This is a genomic window from Nitrospira sp. BLG_2 (assembly GCF_049222245.1).
Genome location: NZ_JBLYIG010000025.1, coordinates 1 through 3,077 on the forward strand (window position 1 = coordinate 1; position 3,077 = coordinate 3,077).

The 3,077-nt window shown below is 55.6% G+C and carries 8 protein-coding genes; 1 reads left to right on the forward strand and 7 read right to left on the reverse strand.

Going from position 1 to position 3,077, the window contains the following annotated elements; all coding sequences use genetic code 11:
- Positions 1–50: 50 nt before the first annotated feature.
- The 7 genes from ACOSYY_RS00680 to ACOSYY_RS00710 all read right to left on the reverse strand — a co-directional run bounded on the left by ACOSYY_RS00680 (position 51) and on the right by ACOSYY_RS00710 (position 2,474).
- Positions 51–320 carry a helix-turn-helix domain-containing protein gene (locus ACOSYY_RS00680; protein ID WP_421660301.1) on the reverse strand — a complete coding sequence of 90 codons (270 nt, stop codon included), beginning with the start codon at positions 318–320 and terminating at the stop codon, positions 51–53.
- A gap of 110 nt (positions 321–430) precedes the next feature.
- A complete protein-coding gene (locus ACOSYY_RS00685; RefSeq protein WP_421660302.1) occupies positions 431–691 on the reverse strand; it encodes a type II toxin-antitoxin system RelE family toxin in 261 nt (86 codons plus the stop codon).
- Entirely contained in the window at positions 684–875 is a 192-nt protein-coding gene (locus ACOSYY_RS00690) for a hypothetical protein (RefSeq protein WP_421660303.1), read from the reverse strand. The genes ACOSYY_RS00685 and ACOSYY_RS00690 overlap by 8 nt, the downstream gene beginning before the upstream one ends.
- Before the next feature lie 593 nt (positions 876–1,468).
- Entirely contained in the window at positions 1,469–1,735 is a 267-nt protein-coding gene (locus ACOSYY_RS00695) for a type II toxin-antitoxin system RelE family toxin (protein ID WP_421660304.1), read from the reverse strand.
- Positions 1,732–2,007 carry a type II toxin-antitoxin system Phd/YefM family antitoxin gene (locus ACOSYY_RS00700; RefSeq protein WP_421660305.1) on the reverse strand — a complete coding sequence of 92 codons (276 nt, stop codon included), beginning with the start codon at positions 2,005–2,007 and terminating at the stop codon, positions 1,732–1,734. Before ACOSYY_RS00700 ends, ACOSYY_RS00695 begins: the two co-directional genes overlap by 4 nt.
- A 54-nt stretch (positions 2,008–2,061) precedes the next feature.
- Positions 2,062–2,235, reverse strand: coding sequence for a type II toxin-antitoxin system PemK/MazF family toxin (locus ACOSYY_RS00705; protein ID WP_421660306.1), 174 nt, complete (start codon positions 2,233–2,235; stop codon positions 2,062–2,064).
- Positions 2,223–2,474 carry an AbrB/MazE/SpoVT family DNA-binding domain-containing protein gene (locus ACOSYY_RS00710; RefSeq protein WP_421660307.1) on the reverse strand — a complete coding sequence of 84 codons (252 nt, stop codon included), beginning with the start codon at positions 2,472–2,474 and terminating at the stop codon, positions 2,223–2,225. Before ACOSYY_RS00710 ends, ACOSYY_RS00705 begins: the two co-directional genes overlap by 13 nt.
- Positions 2,475–2,548: 74 nt before the next feature.
- Between ACOSYY_RS00710 and ACOSYY_RS00715 the strand changes: the two genes are divergently transcribed.
- Complete coding sequence (locus ACOSYY_RS00715) at positions 2,549–2,869, forward strand: hypothetical protein (protein WP_421660308.1); 321 nt, start codon at positions 2,549–2,551, stop codon at positions 2,867–2,869.
- Positions 2,870–3,077: the final 208 nt, after the last annotated feature.

The window sequence follows — 3,077 nt, forward strand, 5'->3', positions numbered from 1 at the left end:
TACACGTGGTGCCAACGGACTAAAAAATGAGGGGTCATGCTGCGGTGATGTCAGATGAATCGTTCTGCTATGCGGCGGGGGTTTTGAATAACGCATCCTGCAAGCACCGGCACGGCGGGATGGCAGCGTATCGCTCGCGCGAGAACTTTGGCTCGCTCGACGCTCAGATTTACGCTGTTGTTCTCAATAGCGGAGATAGTGGATTGCGAAATCCCAGTCAATCGCTCCAACTCACGTTGAGTCATCCTGAAGTTCTCGCACGATCGGAGAAAATGTCTGGGTGCGTAGGTTGGCCAAACGCTTCGACCTCGAATCGACATTACGGCCACTCAGTCGGCCGAGAGGGTCGTGAAAGGGGGCTCCCGGCCTCTGTCAGTATCGTCCAGCGCGAAGTAGGCTGCTCCTGTAGGTGATGCCACTGGTTGGTACTTTAGTCATAGGCTTCTCGACGATGACGCACAGCGCTTATGTCGATTCTTTGTTCTTTGTCGAAAATCGCGTAGATAACTCGGTAATCGCCAATGCGAATTCGCCACAAGCGTTTTTCACCGGTTAGCTTGAGAGCACCATGTGGGCGAGGCTCGTTCGCTAGCGACTCAATCTTGGGGAGGATGCGGCGGATGATTCCGGGATCAAGCACTTCCAATTCATGGCGGGCTGAGCGGGCAAAGACGATGCTGTACTCACCCACGAAGCTTTCCTGCTCGGCGTAGACGATCCTTTACAACATCCAAACTCTCTCGCGGTTCGCGAGCGCGTTTGCGCGCAACGATGCTGTCATAGAAGTCTTCCCACAGTCGGCCATGTCGTTTCAGATCGATCAGGACGGCAGTTTTCTGCCCTCGCTTATTGGTCAGGAAATCGATGCCTTTCATTGCGCCTCCTCACAAAACATGTCACATGGCAAACTATCTGTAACCATCCTAAAACGCAAGCTGTCTAGCCGTCGGCAGCTAGGAACTGAAACATTGGCTGTTGCAGATTGCGCTATGTCGTTCTCAATCCAGTGAGGGCCAGGGTGGTCAAACATCCCCGTCAGCGGATGGAGCGGCTTGCAATAGACGAATGCATCGCGCCACAAATCGCGCCCACAAGAGTTGGGGCCAGGTCTCTCAATCGAACATTGTGAGCGCGCTACACTTCCAGTCAATCGCGCCAACTCACTTTGAGTCATCTCCTGAAGTTCGCGCCCGATCCTGACAGATTCTCCCACTGAAACCGTGATCCGGGAGCGCGCCGCGCGGACGTCGGTGTTCCTCATTCGTGCCTCCTGAAATCATGCGCCGTCATTTCCATCAGAAGAACCGTGCCGCAGGTCGTACTGGGTACGCTTATGCCGCACTGTCCGTGCCTCGCGGCCGGTGATCTTCCCTATCACATGTCAACTGCCGTGTCGGACAGGCTGCCGCTGTTTTTTGAGAGGCCGGCCTATCGACTAAAGCGGGTGCGCCGAGAGCCGGTGCCTGTTCTAGAAAGCTTTTTGAAAGTCGGGTTTGCTCAACACGCGCACGATATCGATTCGATTGCCGGTTCGCGTGAAGACGACGCGATAGTCTCCTGCTCGCAAACGGTACATGGGGCCCTTTATCCCTTGAAGCTTTTTGATGCGTTTTCCGTCCGGGATTGGGTCGCCGGCGAGGCCGGTACAATCGGCGAGAATCTGTCGCGTGATCTTGTCAGAGCAGCGGTCAAGATCGCGCTGGGCATGTGCCGAAAGGTACACCTGATAGGTCACACAGAACGTACCTTTCTCTTTATTCGTGTTTTCCGATACTCGGACAATGCCATGGTCCTTCCGGCCCGAATATCTTTGAGGCCCTCCTCTATCTTCTTTCTCAACTGTGGACTGTGGGCCAACAGGATATCTTCGATGTCATCTTCCGTGACCGGGACCAGCATCGCCGTCGGCCGTCCATGAGTCGTGACAAGGACGGTGTTGCCGCGTTCCACGATCTTCAGCATGGCGGACGTCTTGTTCTTGAGTTCACGGACGTTGGCGAATTTCATGGATCCTCCGTAGTCACAAGTGTAGCCGCATTCTAGGTCGGTATGCCGGCACAGTCAATGTGGGGGCGGTGGAATATGCGTCCTGGGCGCCACGATGACGGTGTCGATATGCTGATTCATTTCGTCGGGTGACATGATGCGGCAGGGACGGGTCTTTCGGATTTCACGTCCTTCGGTGGGGTCTAATCGGACGAGAAAGACCTCGAAGCGAGAGGCTACCACATCCATTCGTTCTCATCCCAGGAGCTCGACGTGATCTCCGCATCAAGCAGCTGATCATCAGCGTGGCGGTGCATCTCTGCAAATGCGGCTGCCCACCCGACTCTGGGTTTCGCGGCGGACCGTATGACGAGTTGACCTTGTTGAATTTCCAGGTCCACGGCCCCATGCAGCTGGCATTGCTCAAGGACTGACTTGGGAATCCTGATGCCTTTGGAATTGCCGATTCGCACGACGCGCGCCTTCATGGCGCCTCCATATTAAGTTGGTTGACATCCGTATAGTTACATTGAAATTACACGTGGTGCCAACGGACTAAAAAATGAGGGGTCATGCTGCGGTGATGTCAGATGAATCGTTCTGCTATGCGGCGGGGGTTTTGAATAACGCATCCTGCAAGCACCGGCACGGCGGGATGGCAGCGAAGCGCCCGCGCCAACTCACTTTGCGTCATCTCCTGAAGTCCGCACACGACCCTGACAGATTTTCCATTGAGACCGTGATCCGGAAACGGGCCGCGGAGAAGTCGTCAGCGGGGCTCCCGGTAGCTGCTCGGCCACTCGGATTCGGCTTTGCGGTAGGGATGGCGCGGCGGTCTCCGGACGACCAGCCGTTTGAACAAGAGCGCGAGGGCGGTCAGTGACAATGCGGTAAAGACTCGGCTGAGCATATCGATACCTCATCAATAGCCTACCACGCTGAGGCGGGCACGCGAAAGGCCAAGCCAAGGGATCGGGTCGGCGAAAGGGTCGCGAGAAGTCCCCAATCCGCTGTTATGGCAATTGAGTACGGTGTGCCGGCTTACGAATGGCGAACACTGGAATGGTGTTCAAGCTGCCAGTGTAAATTGG

What these genes read in the sequence shown, in the direction of transcription:
- ACOSYY_RS00680 (WP_421660301.1), bottom strand. Translation starts at nt 320, where the DNA reads ATGTCGATTCGAGGTCGAAGCGTTTGGCCAACCTACGCACCCAGACAT.
- ACOSYY_RS00690 (WP_421660303.1), bottom strand. Translation starts at nt 875, where the DNA reads ATGAAAGGCATCGATTTCCTGACCAATAAGCGAGGGCAGAAAACTGCC.
- ACOSYY_RS00700 (WP_421660305.1), bottom strand. Translation starts at nt 2,007, where the DNA reads ATGAAATTCGCCAACGTCCGTGAACTCAAGAACAAGACGTCCGCCATG.
- ACOSYY_RS00705 (WP_421660306.1), bottom strand. Translation starts at nt 2,235, where the DNA reads ATGGATGTGGTAGCCTCTCGCTTCGAGGTCTTTCTCGTCCGATTAGAC.
- ACOSYY_RS00710 (WP_421660307.1), bottom strand. Translation starts at nt 2,474, where the DNA reads ATGAAGGCGCGCGTCGTGCGAATCGGCAATTCCAAAGGCATCAGGATT.
- ACOSYY_RS00715 (WP_421660308.1), top strand. Translation starts at nt 2,549, where the DNA reads ATGAGGGGTCATGCTGCGGTGATGTCAGATGAATCGTTCTGCTATGCG.